The sequence below is a fragment of the Rugamonas sp. genome (assembly GCF_025354735.1).
Taxonomy (GTDB): Bacteria; Pseudomonadota; Gammaproteobacteria; order Burkholderiales; family Burkholderiaceae_D; genus Rugamonas.
Map to the genome: position 1 here is coordinate 13,025 of NZ_JANXMI010000230.1, position 17,646 is coordinate 30,670.

The 17,646-nt window shown below is 65.3% G+C and carries 19 protein-coding genes; 14 read left to right on the top strand and 5 right to left on the bottom strand.

All coding sequences use genetic code 11. The annotated features are described in order from the left end of the window. Positions 1-4: 4 nt before the first annotated feature. Both Q0S71_RS18540 and Q0S71_RS18545 read right to left on the bottom strand, forming a co-directional pair. Positions 5-1,768 (bottom strand): allantoate amidohydrolase, encoded by a 1,764-nt coding sequence (locus Q0S71_RS18540; RefSeq protein ID WP_295999128.1) that lies wholly within the window; start codon positions 1,766-1,768, stop codon positions 5-7. A 159-nt stretch (positions 1,769-1,927) separates the two neighbouring features. Then, positions 1,928-2,866: a LysR substrate-binding domain-containing protein gene (locus Q0S71_RS18545; RefSeq protein ID WP_295999130.1), complete on the bottom strand. Its 939-nt coding sequence runs from the start codon at positions 2,864-2,866 to the stop codon at positions 1,928-1,930. Between the two features lie 109 nt (positions 2,867-2,975). Here Q0S71_RS18545 and Q0S71_RS18550 point away from each other — a divergent pair, with 109 nt between their 5' ends. The 10 genes from Q0S71_RS18550 (at position 2,976) to Q0S71_RS18595 (ending at position 10,667) form a co-directional block, all read left to right on the top strand. Next, on the top strand, positions 2,976-4,193 hold the full coding sequence (locus Q0S71_RS18550) for a urate hydroxylase PuuD (RefSeq protein WP_295999133.1): 1,218 nt from the start codon (positions 2,976-2,978) through the stop codon (positions 4,191-4,193). Positions 4,194-4,202: 9 nt separating this feature from the next. Then, complete coding sequence (locus Q0S71_RS18555; protein WP_295999136.1) at positions 4,203-5,441, top strand: M20/M25/M40 family metallo-hydrolase; 1,239 nt, start codon at positions 4,203-4,205, stop codon at positions 5,439-5,441. 73 nt (positions 5,442-5,514) lie between these two features. Further along, positions 5,515-5,958, top strand: coding sequence for a thioesterase family protein (locus tag Q0S71_RS18560; RefSeq protein WP_295999138.1), 444 nt, complete (start codon positions 5,515-5,517; stop codon positions 5,956-5,958). 101 nt (positions 5,959-6,059) lie between these two features. Further along, positions 6,060-7,358, top strand: a complete 1,299-nt coding sequence (locus Q0S71_RS18565; protein WP_295999141.1) for a PqiA/YebS family transporter subunit — start codon at positions 6,060-6,062, stop codon at positions 7,356-7,358. Further along, positions 7,351-8,991, top strand: a complete 1,641-nt coding sequence (locus Q0S71_RS18570) for an MlaD family protein (RefSeq protein WP_295999144.1) — start codon at positions 7,351-7,353, stop codon at positions 8,989-8,991. Before Q0S71_RS18565 ends, Q0S71_RS18570 begins: the two co-directional genes overlap by 8 nt. A gap of 89 nt (positions 8,992-9,080) precedes the next feature. After that, entirely contained in the window at positions 9,081-9,728 is a 648-nt protein-coding gene (locus Q0S71_RS18575) for a PqiC family protein (RefSeq protein ID WP_295999146.1), read from the top strand. A gap of 11 nt (positions 9,729-9,739) precedes the next feature. Beyond that, entirely contained in the window at positions 9,740-10,006 is a 267-nt protein-coding gene (locus tag Q0S71_RS18580; protein WP_295999149.1) for a hypothetical protein, read from the top strand. Beyond that, the gene (locus tag Q0S71_RS18585) at positions 9,952-10,257 is read left to right on the top strand and encodes a hypothetical protein (protein WP_295999151.1); all 306 of its coding nucleotides are present in this window, start codon (positions 9,952-9,954) and stop codon (positions 10,255-10,257) included. The genes Q0S71_RS18580 and Q0S71_RS18585 overlap by 55 nt, the downstream gene beginning before the upstream one ends. Continuing rightward, on the top strand, positions 10,254-10,490 hold the full coding sequence (locus tag Q0S71_RS18590; protein ID WP_295999154.1) for a hypothetical protein: 237 nt from the start codon (positions 10,254-10,256) through the stop codon (positions 10,488-10,490). Before Q0S71_RS18585 ends, Q0S71_RS18590 begins: the two co-directional genes overlap by 4 nt. A gap of 27 nt (positions 10,491-10,517) precedes the next feature. Then, positions 10,518-10,667 carry a hypothetical protein gene (locus Q0S71_RS18595; RefSeq protein WP_295999157.1) on the top strand — a complete coding sequence of 50 codons (150 nt, stop codon included), beginning with the start codon at positions 10,518-10,520 and terminating at the stop codon, positions 10,665-10,667. A gap of 53 nt (positions 10,668-10,720) precedes the next feature. Here Q0S71_RS18595 and Q0S71_RS18600 read toward each other — a convergent pair whose 3' ends face one another. Continuing rightward, entirely contained in the window at positions 10,721-11,557 is an 837-nt protein-coding gene (locus Q0S71_RS18600; protein ID WP_295999159.1) for a PEP-CTERM sorting domain-containing protein, read from the bottom strand. Between the two features lie 101 nt (positions 11,558-11,658). Next, positions 11,659-12,570 carry a LysR family transcriptional regulator gene (locus Q0S71_RS18605; RefSeq protein ID WP_295999163.1) on the bottom strand — a complete coding sequence of 304 codons (912 nt, stop codon included), beginning with the start codon at positions 12,568-12,570 and terminating at the stop codon, positions 11,659-11,661. Positions 12,571-12,661: 91 nt separating this feature from the next. On the opposite strand from Q0S71_RS18605, the gene Q0S71_RS18610 reads away from it, so the two are divergent. The 3 genes from Q0S71_RS18610 (at position 12,662) to Q0S71_RS18620 (ending at position 15,299) form a co-directional block, all read left to right on the top strand. Beyond that, the gene (locus tag Q0S71_RS18610; protein WP_295999166.1) at positions 12,662-13,363 is read left to right on the top strand and encodes a histidine phosphatase family protein; all 702 of its coding nucleotides are present in this window, start codon (positions 12,662-12,664) and stop codon (positions 13,361-13,363) included. Positions 13,364-13,387: 24 nt separating this feature from the next. Continuing rightward, entirely contained in the window at positions 13,388-14,614 is a 1,227-nt protein-coding gene (locus tag Q0S71_RS18615) for an acyl-CoA dehydrogenase family protein (protein WP_295999169.1), read from the top strand. Between the two features lie 118 nt (positions 14,615-14,732). Further along, positions 14,733-15,299, top strand: coding sequence for a MarR family winged helix-turn-helix transcriptional regulator (locus Q0S71_RS18620; RefSeq protein WP_295999172.1), 567 nt, complete (start codon positions 14,733-14,735; stop codon positions 15,297-15,299). Here Q0S71_RS18620 and Q0S71_RS18625 read toward each other — a convergent pair. After that, positions 15,289-16,614: a chloride channel protein gene (locus Q0S71_RS18625; protein WP_295999174.1), complete on the bottom strand. Its 1,326-nt coding sequence runs from the start codon at positions 16,612-16,614 to the stop codon at positions 15,289-15,291. The genes Q0S71_RS18620 and Q0S71_RS18625 overlap by 11 nt on opposite strands. Before the next feature lie 156 nt (positions 16,615-16,770). Between Q0S71_RS18625 and Q0S71_RS18630 the strand changes: the two genes are divergently transcribed. Further along, positions 16,771-17,535, top strand: a complete 765-nt coding sequence (locus Q0S71_RS18630; RefSeq protein WP_295999177.1) for an ABC transporter substrate-binding protein — start codon at positions 16,771-16,773, stop codon at positions 17,533-17,535. The last annotated feature ends 111 nt before the right edge of the window (positions 17,536-17,646 follow it).

Genomic DNA, 17,646 nt, shown 5'->3' on the forward strand with positions numbered 1-17,646 from the left:
TTGTTTATGCTGGCTTGAATTCCGGCTTGAATGCGCGTAAAAAATCGAGCAGCACCCGGGCCGCGATGTCGGCGTCGTCGGCCGTCATCGTCTCCAGCGGATTGTGGCTGATGCCGCCGTTGCCGCAGCGCGTGAACAGCATGGCGACGTCGGTGATGGCGGCCATCGCCATCGCATCGTGGCCGGCGCCGGACAGCAGCTCGTGGCGCGGCAGGCCGGCGCGCTGCACGGCGTCGCCCAACTGCCGCATCAGCCACGGCGCGCACGGCGCGGCCGCCGCGTCGACCACCTGCTGCATCGCCACCTCGACCTGGCGCCGCGCGCAGATCGCCGCGATGCCGTCCATGATGTCGCGCACCGCCGCCAGCCGCTCCGCGTCGTCGGCGGCGCGTATATCGAGCGACAATTTGCAGGTGCCGGCGATCACGTTGACCGAGCCGTCCGGCACCTGCAACTGGCCGACGGTGCCGACCAGCGAGCCGCCCTGGCCGCAGCGGCGCTCGACCAGCAGCACGATTTCCGCCGCCGCCGCCGCCGCGTCTTTGCGCATCGTCATCGGCGTGGTGCCGGCGTGGCTGGCCAGGCCGGTCAGCTCGACCAGATAGCGCGAGCTGCCGGCGATGGCCGTCACCACGCCGAGCGCCAGGCCGCGCTCCAGCAATACCGGGCCTTGTTCGATATGGACTTCGACGAAGGCCAGCAGCTCGGTGGGATCGCGCGCGATGGCCGGTATCGCCGCCGCGTCATGGCCGGCGGCGGCCAGCGCGTCGCGCATGGTGACGCCGTCGGCGTCGGTCTGATCGAGCAGCGCCGGGTCGAAGCGGCCGGTGACGGCGTTGCTGCCCAAGAAAGTGCTCTTGAAACGCACGCCTTCCTCCTCCGCGAAGCCGACGATCTCGAAGTGGAAGGGCAGTTTTTCGCCGCGACCGTGCAGGTGGGCCGCGATGGCGATCGGCAGCAGGATGCCGAGGCGGCCGTCGTACTTGCCGCCGTTGCGCACCGTGTCGTAGTGCGATCCGGTCATCAGCGTTTTGGCGCCGGCGACGTCGGACAGATAGCGGCCGCTGACGTTGCCGACGGCGTCGATCCGCACCTGCATGCCGGCGTCGCGCATCCACTCGGCCAGTTGCGCCGCCGTTTGGCGGTGGGCTTGCGTCATGTAGGCGCAGGTGAGATGGTCGGCGCTGTCGCTCCATGCCGCGAGCAGGTCCGATTGAGCCATGATGGTGGGGCCGAATGCCAGCACGGTGCCCAGCAGCTCATTCAGGCGCAGTTCGGCGATGCGGTGGATCTGGCGCAGGCACTCGGCGATTTCGTCGGCGCGTTGATGCCTCAGGCGGCGCTGGAAGGTGGCGATGATGTGCTGGCGCGTGTAGCCCTTGCCGTCGGGGCCCTTGACGGCGAGGATGAAGGGGAAGCCGAATTTGGCCTTGTAGTCGGCGTTGAGCTGATGCAGCGCGGCGAATTCGGCGGCGCTGCACAGGTGCAGGCCGGAGGCCGATTGCTCCTGCGTCGATTCGGCCGTCAGCTGGCCGGCGATGGCGGCCTTGCCGGCCAGCTCGGGGTGGGCGCGGATCAGGCCCAGTTGTTCGTCGACCGTGGCGTTGGCGACGGCCGCTTGCAGCGCCAGTTTCAGCGCGGTGGCGCTGGCGTAGGGGCGCTGCTCTGCGGCGCGTTCCGGTATCCACGGCGAGTGCTCGTAGATGCCGCGCAGGCGCTCGGTGAACGCGGCGGCGTCGCAGTGGTTCAACTCAGTCAGTGTGGTCATGGCGTGGTCCGATGCGTGCAGACTTCGATCATATATCGCGGCGCCGCTGGAATGTATATGCGGCCCGTGATGCCGCATATTTTGAAGCGATGCACGCTAGCCGGGCCGGCTAGCGTGCCCGCTCCGTGACCCCGGTTTCCGCGGCCTTCCGGCTGCGGACTACTTCGTCGCCAGCGCCTTGGCGGCCGCGCTGACCTGGTCGCGCAGCCATTTGTGTTCCGGCGCCTGGTGCACGCGCTCGTGCCACAGCTGGTAAAAGCGCATCGCCGGGAATTTCACCGGCACCGCGTAGGTCTTCAGCGGCAGTGTCTTTTCATAGTAGCGCACGAACTGGCGGCCGGTGGTCAGCACCAGGTCCGTCTGCGTCAACATGTACGGAATCAGTCCGAAATAGGCCGATTCCACCATCACGTTGCGCTTCAAATCCTGGCGCTCCAAAAACGCGTCGATCACGCCGTAGTAGCCGGGCACCAGCTGCGACGGCGCCACGTGCGGCAGGCTCAGATAATCGTCGATGGTCATCGCGTCGCTGGCGGTGCGCATCGCATACGCGCTGTCGTTGCGCATGATGCAGACGATGGGATCCTCGAAGAGCTTGGACGTGTGCAGGTGCTGCGGCGGCTCGTCCCAGTTGGCGATGACGAGGTCCATGTCGCCGTCCGACAGCATGCGGATATAGTCGACGCCCGGTCCCAGGCTGTGGATGACGACGCGGCTTTTCGGCGAGCCGCGGCGCAGCAGCGCCACCACGTTGGGCAGGAACTGGCTGTCCAGATAATCGGGGGCGGCGATGTGGAAGGTGCGCGCCTCCTCGTGCGGCACGAAGGGCGACTTCTTGACGAACAGGTTCTCGGTCTCGTCGAGGATGCGCTTGGCCGGCGCCAGCAGGCTTTCGCCGTGCTGGGTCGGCACCATGCCGCGCGCGCCGCGCACCAGCAGCGGATCGCCGGTCAGCTCGCGCAGCTTGCGCAGCGAGGCCGAGATCGAGGGCTGCGGCTGATTGAGCTTGAGCGCGACGCGCGAGACGTTCTTCTCGACCAGCAGCATGTAGAGGATGCGGATCAGGTGCAGATCCAGATGTTGCGGCAGGGCGGACATGATGAAATATATGTGCTTGAATATGTTGAATATACGATATTTTTCATGTTCAATGGGGTAAAAACCTTTATCTTCTGTAAATTCGACCGTCCTATTTTTCAAGGAATCCATGAGCGTCTTTGCCTATCTGATCCCGTACGGCCTTGAGTGGCTCAACCTGATCGTGCGCTGGCTGCATGTCATCACCGGTATCGCCTGGATCGGCGCCTCGTTTTATTTCGTCTGGCTCGATAATTCGATCCGGCCGCCGGCGCCCGGGTCCGACCTGGCGAAGAAGGGCGTGTCGGGCGAGTTGTGGGCGGTGCACGGCGGTGGTTTCTACAACCCGCAAAAATACCTGGTGGCGCCGGCCGAACTGCCGAAGCAGCTGCACTGGTTCAAATGGGAGGCTTATTCCACCTGGCTGTCCGGCTTCGCGCTGCTGACCATCGCCTACTACTTCAACGCGCAGGCGATGATGGTCGATAAGTCGGTGGCCGACATCGGCAGCTGGCAGGCGATCGGCATCGGCATCGGCACCCTGGTGGTCGGCTGGACCGTGTATGACCTGTTGTGCCGCTCGCCGCTGGCCAGGCGCGAGCTGTGGTTCGGCGTCGTCGTGTTCGCGCTGATCGTCGCCGTGGCCTACGGCTTGACGCATGTACTGAGCGGCCGCGCCGCCTACATCCACGTCGGCGCGATGATAGGTACCATCATGGTCGCCAATGTGCTGATGCTGATTATTCCCGGCCAGCGCAAGATGGTCGAGGCGATGCAGGCCGGCCGCCTGCCCGATCCCGTCCACGGCCAGAAGGCCAAACAGCGCAGCGTCCACAATAACTATTTCACGTTGCCGGTGTTGTTCATCATGATCTCCAACCACTACGCGATGACGTACCGGAACGACCGCGCGTGGCTGGTGCTGGCCTTTATCATGGCGGCCGGCGTCTTCATCCGCCATTTCTTCAACCTGCGCCACAAGGGCCGCATCGAGTGGCGCTATCCGGCCATCGGCGTGGCGCTGCTGCTGGCGGTGGCGGTGGCCATTGCGCCGGCGCGGCCGGCCGCCGGTGTGGCGGTGGCCGATCCCGCCGCTCAATTCGCGCAGGTGCAAGGCGTGATCGCGCAGCGCTGCGCGTCCTGCCATTCCGCCCACCCGACCCAGGCCGGCTTTGCCGCCGCGCCGCTCGGCGTCACCTTCGACAGCGCTGACCAGATCCGCCGCAACGCGGAAAAAATCTACAAACAGGCGGTCCAGCTGAAGGCGATGCCGCTGGCGAACCTGACCAACATGACCGACGCCGAACGGGCGCAGATCGGCGCCTGGTTCGAAGCCGGCGCAAAATAAGGACACAGCATGGACATCAGAGCGAACAAGGAAAAGCTGGTCAACTGGATCGACGCCCACTTCGGCGAGGAGGTCGGCTTTTTGCAGCAGGTGCTGCGCGTGCCGACCGATACGCCGCCCGGTAACAATGCGCCGCACGCGGAGCTGGTGGCGGGGCTGGTCGAGGACTTCGGCTGGCACGCCGAGAAGCACGCGGTGCCGGCGCAGCAGGTGCGCGACTACGGCATGCAGAGCATCACCAACCTGATCGTGCGCCGTCCGTACGCGGCGGACGGCCCGACGCTGGCGCTGAACGCGCACGGCGACGTGGTGCCGCCCGGCGACGGCTGGAGTTATCCGCCCTACGGCGGCGTGATCGAGGACGGCTATATCTACGGCCGCGCGGCCGCCGTGTCCAAGTGCGACTTCGCCACTTATATTTTCGCCGTGCGCGCGCTCGAAGCCTTGGGCGTGCCGCTGAAAGGCGGCGTGGAACTGCACTTCACTTACGACGAGGAATTCGGCGGCTTGCTGGGACCGGGCTGGCTGCTGGAGCAAAAGTTGAGCAAGCCCGATTTCGTCATCGCGGCCGGCTTCAGCTACAACATCGTCACCGCGCACAACGCCTGCCTGCAACTGGAGATCACGGTGCACGGCAAGTCCGGCCACGGCGCCATGCCGGAAACCGGGCACGATGCCTTGCAGGCCGCCGCCAAAATCCTCAACGCGATCTACGGGCAGCTGCCGGAGCTGAAAAAAATCCATTCCAGCGTGCCGGGTATAGACTCGCCGACGATGCTGGTCGGCCGCATCGACGGCGGCACCAACACCAATGTGGTGCCGGGAAAAGTGGTGATGAAGATGGACCGCCGCATGATTCCGGAAGAAGATCCGGTCGCGGTGGAGGCGCAGGTGCGGGCGCTGATAATGGATGCGGCGCGCGGCATGGCCGGCATCCGGGTCGAGATCCGGCGCTTGCTGCTGTCGCGGGCGCTGCGGCCGCAGCCGGGCGGCGCGCAGCTGGTGGAGGCCTTGCAGCACAATGCGCAAAGCGTGATCGGCGAGCTGATACCGGCGCAGGGCACGCCGCTGTACGCCGATGCGCGCCTGTACGGCGAACATGGCATACCGGCCGTGCTGTATGGCGCCGGTCCGCGCACGGTGCCGGAGTCGAACGCCAAGAAGGCCGACGAGCGCCTGCTGCTGGAAGACTTGCGCAAGGCGACCAAGGTGGTGGCGCTGACGCTGTTCGATTTTCTCGCCGCCTGAACGCGGCGCTTCCTGCAGGCGCGCCGGCTATGCCCTATCATGGCGGGCATTGAAAATAAGTGAGGAGGGCGCGATGTTTGAGAAGACGATGATGGCCGGTTGGAGCGACATGGATTTCAACAGCCATATGCGCAATACGGCCTTCCTGGACAAGGCCGGCGACGTGCGCATGCTGTTTTTGGCGGAGCACGGTTTTCCGATGAGCGAATTCAAACGCCTGCAAATCGGCCCGGTGGCGATGAAGGACGAGATCTCGTATTTCAAGGAAGTGATGCTGCTCGATGAAATCAAGGTCACGCTGGGCGTGGCCGGCATGTCGGACGACGGCAGCCGCTGGATGCTGCGCACGGACGTGATCCGTTCCGACGGCAAGCTGGCCGCGCGCGTCAACAGCGCCGGCGGCTGGCTCGATCTGGCCGCGCGCAAGCTGGTGGCGCCGCCGCCGGCGCTGCTGGCGGCGTGGCGCTCGCTGCACAAGACCGACGATTTCGTGACGCTCGACAGCAGCATCAAATAAGCGCATCAAAGAAAGCAGGGGCGGCGGCGTCCCTGCGCACGCGCTCTATTGCGGCGCTTTATCGTATGATGCTGGCTTGACTACCAGCCTACCCTGACCCTGTGCGCCGATATGATCTAATCAGCTGTGACGAATGTGGCCTGCTGCATCGCAGGATGCCGCTTCGTCCGCGCGAAAGAGCGCGCTGCGTGCGCTGCACGTCCATCCTCTATCGCGGCGTCGGCGCCGATCTCAATCGCATGGCCGCCATCATCATGGCCACCTTGCTGACCTTCCTCATCGCGCAGCTCTGTCCCATCGTCGGCGTCGACTTCAACGGCCAGCACACCAGCTCCACTTTGTTCGGCGCCATCGGGGTGCTGTGGTCGGAGCAGATGGAGGCGGTGGCCGCCGTCGTCTTCCTGTTCACCATCGTCTATCCGGCGCTGGAGCTGACCGCGCTTTTATATGTGACGCTGGCGCTGCGCGGCGGCTGGCGTCCGCCCGGCCTGAACACGCTGCTGCGCATGGTGGCGGCGGCGCGGCGCTGGAGCATGACCGAGGTGCTGATGCTCGGCATCCTCGTCACGCTGATTAAACTGCACGGCCAGGCCAAGATCACGCCGCAACCGGGCCTGTTCGCGTTCGCCGCGCTGACGGTGATGCTGGCCGTGGTGGTGGCCTATGATCCGCGCCGGCTGTGGAACGCCGGCGACGACGTCGCCGTGCCGCCGCCGCCGCCGCTGCACTACCGGCCGGTGGCCGGCGGCCCGGCGCCGCTGGTGTGCCACGCCTGCGGCATCGTCGCGGCGGACGCCGGCATCCGCCGCCAGAGCTGCCGCCGCTGCGGCAAGGCGCTGCACCGGCGCCGTCCCGACAGCATCGGCCGCACCTGGGCCCTGTTGCTGGCGGCGGCCATCCTGTATATTCCGGCCAACCTGATGCCGGTGCTGTACACGCACGCGCTGCTGGGCGGCCAGGTCGACACCATCATCAGCGGCGTGGTCTACTTCTGGCGCACCGGCGCGGTGGCGCTGGCGGTCATCATCTTCACGGCCAGCATCCTGGTGCCCCTGTTGAAGCTCGCCGTGCTGTCGCTGCTGGCCTGGACTTCGCAGCGCCGCTCGTCATGGCAGCCGCACCAGCGCACGATGTTGTACCGGATCGTCGAATTCGTCGGCCGCTGGTCGATGCTCGACATCTTCGTCATCACGCTGACGGTGGCGCTGGTGCGCTTCAAATCGCTGGCGACGATCACGCCCGGACCCGGCGCGATGGCGTTTTGCGCGGTCGTGGTGCTGACCATGCTGGCCTCGCGCGCCTTCGACCCGCGCCTGATCTGGGACCACGCCGAACCGGCCCCGCCGCATCCACCGCATCCTTCGAATCAACCGCAACAATCTGGAGAACCACATGTCTGAACAAGAAGGCGAACAGCCCGCGCTGATGCTGCCCACGCCGGCCGTCGACCGGGGCAGCCGCTGGCTGCCGTCGCTGGTCTGGCTGATCCCGCTGCTGGCGGCGCTGATCGGCATCGGCCTGGTGGCGCGCTCGGTGCTCGACAAGGGGCCGACGGTGACGGTCAGCTTCCGCACCGGCGACGGCCTGGAGCCGGGCAAGACCAAGGTCAAATTCAAGGACGTCGACATCGGCCTGGTGCGTTCGGTGAAGATCGATCCCGACCTGTCGAAGGTGATCGTGACGATCGACATGACCAAGGAGGCGCGCCGCTTCACCACCGCCGACACGCGCTTCTGGGTGGTGCGCCCGCGCGTCGGCGCGTCCGGCGTGTCGGGCCTGGGCACGCTGCTGTCGGGCGCCTACATCGGCGTCGACGCCGGCAAGTCCGGCGACGAGGCCAGCGAATTCGTCGGCCTGGAACAGGTGCCGCAGATTATCGGCGACCAGAAGGGCACGCAGTACACGCTGCACGGCCAGAGCCTGGGCTCCATCGACACCGGCACGCCGCTGTTCTACCGCCGCATTCCGGTCGGCCAGGTGGTCAACTACGCGCTCGACCCGTCCGGCGCCGGCGTGACGATGACGGTGTTCGTCAACGCGCCCTACGACCAGTACGTCGGCAAGGACACGCGCTGGTGGCACGCCAGCGGCGTCGACGTGCGGCTCGATTCGAGCGGCTTCAAACTCAATACGCAATCGCTGGCCGCGCTGCTGGTGGGCGGCGTCGCCTTCGAGTCCATCGACGGCCAGCGCCCGCCGGCGATGGCGCCGCAGGGCACCAACTTCGTGCTGGCGGCCGACCAGGCCAGCGCGCTGCGCGAACCGGACGGCCGGCCCATCACCACCGTGTTCTATTTCGACCAGTCGCTGCGCGGCCTGTCGCCGGGCGCGCCGGTCGACTTCCGCGGCATCGTGCTCGGCGAGGTGCGCTCGGTCGGCGTCGAATTCGATCCGGTCAAGAAAAGCTTCCGCATGCCGGTCACGGTGGACCTTTATCCGCGCCGCCTGGGCAAGAGCTTCGAGCAGACGCTGATCGACGAGAACGACCGCCACGCCGGCTCGATGGTCTTGCAGCGCATGGTCGGCCAGGGCCTGCGCGCGCAGCTGCGCACCGGTAATCTGCTGACCAGCCAGTTGTACATCGCGCTCGACTTCTTCCCGAAAGCGCCGCCGGTCACGGTCGACGTGAACCAGATGCCGGTCCAGGTGCCGACGGTGCCGAACACGCTCGACGAATTGCAGACGCAGGTCGCCAGCATCGCCCGCAAGCTCGATCAGATTCCGTTCGGCGACATCGGCAACAACCTCAATGTGTCGCTGAAAAGCCTGGACGCGACGCTCAAGAGCGCCAACGCCCTGTTCAAGCAGATCGACGGCCAGGTGGTGCCGGAAATGAAGGACACGCTGCACGCGGCCCAGCACACCTTCGGCGCGGCCGAGCAGGTGCTGCAAAAGGATTCGCCGGTGCAGTCCGACCTGCGCGAAGCCTTGCAGCAGCTGACGCAAACGCTGCAATCGCTGAACACCTTGTCCGATTATCTGGAGCGTCATCCGGAGTCGCTGATACGCGGTAAAAAGGGAGATCAAAAATGACCATGCTGCGCCCAACTTCGCGCGTATCTTCGAAATCGCAATCGCAATCGCAATCGCGTTCGCATTCGTGCGCGCCATCGGACGCTCCGATGTTGAATGCGCGTCCGTATTGCGCGGGGCGTCCGTCGTCGGCGGCACGTGGTGTGCTGGCGGTCGCGGCGGCCGTGCTGGCGCTGGCCGGTTGCGCCAGCGCGCCGACCGACCACTTCTACAGCCTCAGTAATGGTATCGGCGGCGGCGCCGGCGCCGCGCCGGCGCAGGTCGATCCCGGCTACTACATCGAACTGCCCGCGGTGACGGCGCCGCAGCAGCTGGCCCGCGTGCAGATGCTGGTCAGCTCCGGCGCCGGCCAGGTCGACGTCAAGGAACAGGAGCGCTGGTCGGCGCCGCCGGCCGCCGAAATCGGCCAGGCCCTGTCGCTGGCGATCACCGGCGAGCTGGGAACGATAGACGTGTTCCGCACGCCGACGCCGAAGGACGCGCCGGTCTACCGCATCAGCACCAGCGTGCAGCGCTTCGAATCGGCGCCGGGCCAGTACGCGCTGATCGACGCCGTGTGGAGCGTGCACAAAGTCGGCACCGAGCAGGTGCTGACCTGCCGCAGTGTGGCCGAGGAAAAAGTCGGCGCCGGCTACGACGCGCTGGTGGCCGGCCACCGCCGCGCCGTCAACCGCGTCGGCGCCGCGATCTCGAAAGCCGTGCGGCAGATGGCGGGCGGCGGCAAGGGCGGTTGCTGATCGGGCGGTGAGTGAAACCAAACGAGCTGTTTGACCGCAACAACTTGACGCAGGCAGAAGAGTTGCTGATGGCGCAGGATGTCGCGCTCTCTTATTTTCAGGGCGAGCTATACGACCGCCAGGGATTACGCCTTGAGGGCATTATCATCGACCTGCCTGGCGGCGAGACGCTAGACCTTGACAAAGCCAAGACCGGCAGGTTGTTCATGATCCCGGACGGATCATGCTCTTTGCAGCTGGAAATGGGCCGATTGATCCGGACGATCCGGATGGCTTAGTCGGATTCACTGTCTGGCCGAAGTTCGGTTTTGATGCCACCATCAACCCTGCAGAACTCAACGCGGCGCCGTCCGATGCCTTGCGCGCGTGTGGAACAGTCCAGGAAGTGATCGCAACCGATCCGGATTGGTGGGCTGCTCATGGCCGTGGCCGGGATATGCGCTTCGACTTGGCCGCTGCCAGCCACAGTTGGAGGATTCTGCTAAACTATTTGTACGATGTACTTCATCGGCCGGAGATCGAACCATGACAGCCCTTAAAAAGACGTCGCTCATCGACAATAACCCCTACAAGTTAGCTGCTGCGGTCCGGCGCGCCAAAATGGCCTCAATGGACACTTCAATTGCCGGTGAAGTGACGCCGTCTCAGGGGCGCATTCGCGTGACTCTCGGTGGTAAAGCTTTAGGCCGTGACCGTCAGACCGCCTTGTTCGGGCCGTCATCGATCGACATTCCCGAGTTTTCAATCGCCCGCAAGCGATAGCCAGCCGGCAGACGTAGACGCGACCACATGCATCACCTGCTCGCGCAGCCAGCGGTCGGCGGCATCGGCGCCGCGATCTCGAACGCCGGCGGCAGATGGCGGCGGGCGGGCAGGGCGGCTGCTGAAAGCAAAACCGCCGATCTTTTCAGATCGGCGGCGTCGGGCAAATGCGCTTGACAGCGGATGTCGGCTTGCGGTGACCCGGCATCGCCCTGCGGATTCAGCTTGGCTTAAACACGTCGACGACGCGCTGCGACGCCGATCAGACCCAGGCCGGCCATCAGCATGGCGTAGGTTTCAGGCTCCGGTACCGCCGTCGCGGTAAATGAATAACTGGCCGCAGTCAGCGCGGCTGTAGACGTGCCTGTATTGATGCCGGACTGAGTGACATAAACCGACAGAAGGCTGTCGATTCCAAGTATGGAATATCCGCCGGATGGCCCCGGGAAATTTTCCTCTGATGTCGCCTTGCCATCGTTAAGATGGACATTGACTGTCTGCGCCGCACCATTGGAGTAGGAGTAAGCGTAGGAGCCAACATATCCTATTTGAGGACCGCTGTTGTATGAGCCGCCTGTGAAACTGCCTTGGGAAATATAACTATCACTTGCAATTTCGGCACGTCCGCCCACTGCGGGGGTGCTGTAAGTGCCCGCCAAGCTCGTATGAATCTTGGCGTCCAGTGTAAAATTCGCGTGGGCTATCGCAACTACTCCAGCAAATCCAGCGGGAGCATCGTAAAAGCCGGCGTCAGCTGTTCCACTTCCACGTGTGGGCGCGTTGACCGACGCGCTGAAGTCAGGAATGCCATTAAATGCGATGCTGTCGCCAGTCACTGATACCGTAGTTCCTGCCCAGAAGTCAGTATCGTAAAAGAAATCTTCATGAGCTCCATGGATTTCGGTGAAACTCGTGGCTTGGGCGGAGGAGATGGTGCAGATGGCGAACGCGGCCAACAATATGGTTACGATTGATTTGGTTTTCACTATTCTTTTCCCCGAGTTTTTTGCTCGCACCGATATGGCGAAAGCGCAGAATTTATAGCGGATCGCTGGTGAATCGTTCATTTCTACAAACAACTTCCATCAATTGTTTGTTCATAATATCGTATTTGCAACTAAATACAAATATACCAATAAATTCAGTTGATGTGGTCAGACCAAGCGCATTAAACAGGCGTGGATGCAACAACCTGCATCACCTGCTCGCGCAGCCAGCGGTTGGCGGGGTCGGTGTCGACGTTGGCGTGCCAGTACAGGTGGATGTCGAGGGCCGGCATCGGCAGGGGGAAGGGCAGCATCTGGTTGCCGAACCGTTCGTTGACCACGCGCGCCAGGCGCTCGGGCATCGTCAGCGCGAGGTCGGTCTGGCTGACGACGCGGCTGGCGGCGTAGTAGTGCTGGCAGCGCAGCCGGATGCGGCGCTGCAGTCCCAGCCGGCTCAATTCGAAATCCTCCAGCCCCGGCCCGCGCCGGCGCGAACTGGCCAGCACGTGTTCCTGTTGCAGATACAGCGCCAGGTCGAGCGCGCCCTGTATCTGCGGGTGGTCCTTGCGCACCAGGACCACGGTGTTGTCGCTGATGAGGCGCGTGTGCAGGATCTGTTCCGACAGCGGCAGCAGCACGTCGATGGCCGCGTCCAGCGTGCCGGCGGCCAGTTCGCTTTCCAGTTCGCGCCGTTCGACCTGCGGCGCGTTCAGACCGACGCCCGGCGCCGACAGCGCCACGCTGGCCATCAGCGGCGGCAGCACGGTCGCCTCGAGCACGTCGCGCAGGGCCAGCGTGAAGGTGCGGTCGCTGCTGGGCGGGTCGAAGCGCTCGGCGCCGTTCAGCGTCAGCTCGAAGCCGCGCAGCGCCTGCCGCACCGGCTCGATGATGGAACGCGCCATCGGCGTCGGCACCATCACGTGGCCCTGGCGCTCGAACAGCGGATCGCCGAACAGCTGGCGCAGGCGGTTCAGCGCATGGCTGACGGCCGGCTGCGTCAAGCTCATTTTCAGGCTGGCGCGCGTGATGCTGCCTTCCGTGTAGATCGCTTCAAAGACGATGAACAGATTCAGGTCGACGCGCGATATATGCATGAAATTTATACAGTCTCATTAAAAGTATTCATTTGATGAATTATAGGCCGGCGGTTAAGCTGCTGCTTATTCTTCTCTCGTCGGCGGGCACATGGCTCATATATATCTGGTGCGGCATGGGCAGGCGTCGTTCGGCAGCGCCAATTACGATCAGCTGTCGGCGCTCGGTTTCGAGCAGGCGCGCCTGCTGGGACAGTGGTTCGCCACCTGCCGCCAGGATTTTCAGCGCGTGCTCACCGGCGGCATGCAGCGCCACCGCCAGAGCGCCGACACCTGCCTCGGCCAGCTGCCGCCGGCGCTGCTGCTCGATGCCGACTTCCACACCGACGCCGACTTCGCCGAATTCGATCACCACCAGGTGCTGTTGCGCCACTGTCCGGAGTTCGGCGACGCCGCCGCCTTCGGGCGCTTGACCGCGCGCCACCAACAGCCGCAGCGCGCCTTCGAGCAGATTTTCGCCGGCGCCATGACGCGCTGGATGGACGGCGCGCACGACGCCGATTACAGCGAGCCGTGGCCGGCCTTCCGCGCGCGCTGCGTCGCCGCGCTCGAACGCGCCAGCGCCGCCGATGCGGCATCGACCATCGTCTTCACGTCCGGCGGCGTGATTGCGGCGCTGGTGCAGCACGTGCTCGGCCTGCAAGACCGCCAGGTGATGGAGATGAGCTGGACCCTGGCCAACTGCTCGGTGACGAAGCTGGTGCGGCGCTCCGGGCGCCTCGGCCTCGGCTATTTGAACAACTACGCGCACCTGGAGTGGCTGGGTGGGGCCGACGCCATCACGTATAAATAAAACAGATAAGGACAGGAGACCGACATGGATTTCGCATACAGCACCAAGGTGGAGCAGCTGCGGGCGCGCCTGAGCGCCTTCATGGAGCAGCACATTTATCCGAACGAGGCGCGCTTCCACGCCGAGATCGCGGCCCACCGCGCCGTCGGCGACCCGTGGCTGCCGACCCGCGTGATGGAGGAACTGAAAACGCTGGCGCGCGCCGCCGGCCTGTGGAATCTGTTCCTGCCGCAGTCGGAACTGGGCGCCGGCCTGAGCAATCTCGAATACGCGCCGCTGTGCGAAATCATGGGCCGCGCCAGCTGGTCGGCGGAAGCGTTCAACTGCTCGGCGCCGGACACCGGCAACATGGAAGTGCTGGCCCGCTACGGCACGGCCGAACAGCAGCGCCAGTGGCTGGCGCCTTTGCTGGAAGGGCGCATCCGTTCCTGCTTCGCGATGACCGAGCCGGCCGTCGCCTCGTCGGACGCGACCAACATCGAGAGCAGCATCGTGCGCGACGGCGACGCATACGTCATCAACGGCCGCAAATGGTGGTCGTCCGGCGCCAGCGATCCGCGCTGCCAGGTCTTCATCTTCATGGGCAAGACGGATGCGGCCCACGCCAACCGCCACCTTCAGCAGTCGATGATTATCGTGCCGCGCGATACGCCGGGTTTCAGCATCGTACGCCACCTGCCGGTGTTCGGCTTCGACGACGCGCCGCACGGCCACGCCGAAACGCTGTTCGAGAACGTGCGCGTGCTGGCGGCCAATATGCTGCTCGGCGAGGGCCGCGGTTTTGAAATCGCGCAGGGCCGGCTGGGACCGGGCCGCATCCACCACTGCATGCGCTTGATCGGCCTGGCCGAGCGCGCGCTCGAGCAGATGTGCCGGCGCACGCTGGGCCGCGTCGCTTTCGGCAAGCCGGTGGCGCAGCAGGGTGTGACGGTGGAGCGCATCGCCGAGGCCCGCATCCTGATCGACCAGGCCCGCCTGCTGGTGCTGAACGCGGCCCACATGATGGACACAGTCGGCAACAAGGTGGCGGCCAAGGAAATCGCGATGATAAAAGTGGCGGCGCCGAACATGGCGTGCCAGGTGATCGACTGGGCCATCCAGGCCCAGGGCGGCGGCGGCATGGCCGACCCTTTCCTGGCGCCGGCCTACGCGGCGGCCCGTTCGCTGCGGCTGGCCGACGGCCCGGACGAAGTCCACCGGGCCCAGATCGGCAAGCTGGAACTGGCCAAGTACCGGAGCGCCGCCGCTTGAACGGACGGCGTCGCGGCGCCGCTTAGGATATGATCCCGCTGTAAAGTAGTTTGGTACAAATCATATTGCGGCAAATGTAATGCGCCGCAAAGTATCTTTGCAGGCAGTGGGGTTATTCATGGTTACAAAACGCAAGCCGCCCGTGGGCGAGGGCGAGGGCGAGGGCGCCGGCGCGCCGCGCGCCGCGCCGGTGTCGGCGCCGCACGCGGCGTCGGTCGTCGGCATGTCGCAGGTGGACGCGTTGCGGCGGCTGCGCATCGTCATCCGCGCCGCCCAGCGCCATTCGAGCTGGGTCGAGAAGCAGTGCGGCGTCAGCGGCGCGCAGTTGTGGGTGATGCAGGAATTGCTGGAGCAGCCCGGCCTGCGCGTCGGCGAGCTGGCCGCCAAGCTGGCCATCCACCAGACCACCACCAGTAATCTGATCGATACCCTGGTCAAGAAGGCTTATGTGGTCAAGGCGCGCGACCAGCAGGACCAGCGCGTCGTCACGCTGATGCTGTCGGCGCAGGGCGAGGCGATGATACAGCGCGCGCCCAAGCCGGCGCGCGGCCTGCTGCCGGAGGCGCTGGGCAAGCTCGATGCGCGCGGGCTGGGCCATTTGAACCAGGGCTTGCAGGCGCTGCTCGATGTGATCGAGCAGGTCGATGAAGGCTATGGTTTGCAGCCCTTGCCGTTTACGATGTGAGCGGCGCCGGCAGCCGCTTGAGCTGCAACTGCGACAGCGTGTGGTACAGCGGCGGACCGAGCACCTTCGACACCGTGCCGGCGATGACGGCGCAGGCCATCAGGCTCAATACCATTTCGTGGCCGTCGACCATTTCCATCACGATGATGAAGGCCGTCAGCGGCGCCTGCGTGGCCGCCGCCAAAAATCCGACCATGCCCAGCGCGATCAGCGCCGGCGCCTGCGGATAGTGGGTCAGCATCGCCAGGTCGTTGCCCAGCGCCGCGCCGATGGCCAGCGACGGCGCGAAGATCCCGGCCGGCACGCCCGACCACACGGTCAGCCAGGTGGCCAGATATTTGAACAGCACATACACGGCCGGCGCGTTGTCCGAGCCTTCGAGCATGGCGCGCGTGTGGCCGTAGCCGCTGCCGTAGGTGTCGCCGCCGGTGGCGACGCCGATGGCGGCCACCAGCAGCGCGCAGCAGCCGGCGAAGACCACGGGACGGTTGCGGCGCAATCGGCTGTAGCGGTCCTGGGCGGCGCCGCTCAGCGAGGCGATCAGCAGCCGCGAAAACAGGCCGCCGGCGACTCCGCTGACCAGGGCCACCAGCAAGCCCGGCAGCAGCAGCGACCAGCCGATATTGGCGGCGTGGATCACGCCGAAATAGGTGGCGTTGCCGGTCAGGGAGACGGCGATCATCCCGGCCAGCACGATGGCGGCCACCAGCAGGCCGCTGCTGCGCTGCTCCGGCGCGCGCGACAATTCCTCGATGGCGAACATGACGCCGGCCAGCGGCGCGTTGAAGGCGGCGGCGATGCCGGCGGCGCCGCCGGCCACCAGCAGGCCGTGCGCGGTGACGGCGGAGCGCCGCGGCAGCGCCCGCCGCGCCGCCAGCATGACGCCGGCCGCGATCTGCACCGACGGCCCCTCGCGGCCCAGCGACAGGCCGGCCAGCAATCCCGCCGCCGTCAGCACCATCTTGGCCACGCTCAGTTTCAGCGACACGAACAGGCCGCGCTGCGGCGGCGCCACGCTGGTGTCGAGCGGCGCCATCACCTGCGGGATGCCGGAACCGGCGGCGCCGGGCGCGTAGCGGCGCGTCAGCCACACGATGGCGACGGTGCACAGCGGCGTCCATGCCAGCGGCAGCCAGGGCCGCCGCGCCGCCTGCTCCAGGAACAGCGCCGTGGCGTGCTCGCACAGCCAGGTGAAGCCGACCACGGTCAGGCCGGCCAGCGCGGCGGCGGCCACCACCGCGGCGCGGCTCCACCAGACGTCGGGATCGGTGAATTCCTTCTTGAAGGCGGTCGGGATGTGGTGGCTGGTTTTCATCGGATGGCAGGCGGAGTGGGAAAGCTGGCCGCGTATTATAGAATTATATTTGGACAAATGCTTTTTTCGATTTCATCGCCCGATTTTTATGGTAAATATGATAATGGCTCACGGGGGCTGCGGTATACTGCCCGGGGTGGTAACAGGAGTCATACGATGGTCTACGCGGTGCCGCGCTTTTTGCCGCGCTATTTGATGGTCATGTTGCTGGCGGCCGCGCTGCCATCCCAGCCCGCCCGCGGCGCAGGGCTGCCGGCCGTGGTGGAGCTGGCCCAGCCGGAAAACGAAGCGCTGACGGCGGCCTCGTTCGAGATTTTGAAGGAGGCGTATCGGCGCCTCGGCATCGCCGCCGAACAGATCAAGCTGCCCGGCGAGCGGGCCATCCAGATGGTCAACAGCGGCCAGTATTTCGGCGACGTGATGCACGCCGAGGGGCTGGAACTGACGTATCCGAATCTGGTGCGGGTGCCGGTGCCGCTGCTCGACATCGAGGCCGTAGTCTTCACCTATGGCCGCGAGCTGGCGGTGGCCGACTGGGCCGGCCTGAAGCCGTACCGGGTCTGCATCCGCCGCGGCATCAAGACGGTGGAAAGGGCGACCGTCGGCATGGACAATGTGCTGGGCGTGAACCAGTATGCATTCATTTTCAATATGCTCAAGCTGGGCCGCTGCGACGTGGCCGTGCTGCCGCGCTCGGCGTGGCTGGAAGCGCAGCGCCTGCAATTCAAAGGCTTGCGCTCGCAGGAGACGCCGTTGCAAACGTGGCCCTCCTACCATTATCTGCACAAATCGCACGCCGAACTGGTGCCGGCGCTGGCCGAGCAGCTGCAAAAAATGCACCAGAGCGGCTACCTGGCCCGCAGCGCCGCCGATTTCACGCAGCGGCTCGACGCCGCCAGCCGCGAGGGTCAGGTGCCGTAGTCGTACCAAGTATTAAATGTTTTAATTTTTACAATTATAATTTCCTGTGTGTAATTATGACGTCACAATGCGGCGCTAGAATGGGCTCCTCGATAGACCCGTCAGCCCCAG